We start from the raw sequence: 617 nt of genomic DNA on the forward strand, positions 1-617 counted from the left end.
CTTTTATTAATTCAATATTATAAAATACAAATTATTTCTTGTAACCACAAGAACGCCTGCGGCCTCTTGCACGTTCAAATTTCCTACCCTTGGAACGAACAAACGGTTTAGTGTGAGAGTGTGGTACACCAGGTGCAAGTCCAAAGTGCTTCGCAGCTTCTCTAGCATTCCTTCTACCTTGCAACAATACAGTTTTCTTTCCAGTTGGTGATCTTAAAGCCAACTGGTCAAACGTAATTACTTCACCCCCTGCTTTCAATATCCTGGCTCTTGCTTTTTCAGTCACTCTCAATGCACACACTGACAGTTTAGGAATTTCCCAAATGCGTTGGTCGTCTGTAACACTCCCCACAATTACTGCAGTCAAGCCTTCCCGTCCAGGTTTTTTCATTTGTCTTACAATCCTAGCCAAAGAAATTGGTGGTTTATTGATTCTACTCATAAAGAGTCTCTTCAAAACTATTCGGTTGAATTTGGCATTTGAACGACGAGCAAGATAGCGATATAACTTGACAAGAAGCCTCAAGTAGACGTCCTGGCTTTTGGGTTCTGTACGCCGAACCTTTCGATCGTATTTATGGTTAATATCGATACCCATTTTGATTTTACTTGGTTAG

Annotated in this window: 1 protein-coding gene; it reads right to left on the reverse strand. The window is 40.7% G+C overall.

The genetic code is table 11. From position 1 onward, the window contains the following. Positions 1–31: 31 nt before the first annotated feature. The gene (locus tag EK369_RS23005) at positions 32–598 is read right to left on the reverse strand and encodes an eL18 family ribosomal protein (RefSeq protein WP_127116310.1); all 567 of its coding nucleotides are present in this window, start codon (positions 596–598) and stop codon (positions 32–34) included. Positions 599–617 lie beyond the last annotated feature (19 nt).

It is taken from the genome of Shimia sediminis, assembly GCF_003990645.1.
GTDB lineage: Bacteria > Pseudomonadota > Alphaproteobacteria > Rhodobacterales > Rhodobacteraceae > Shimia > Shimia sediminis.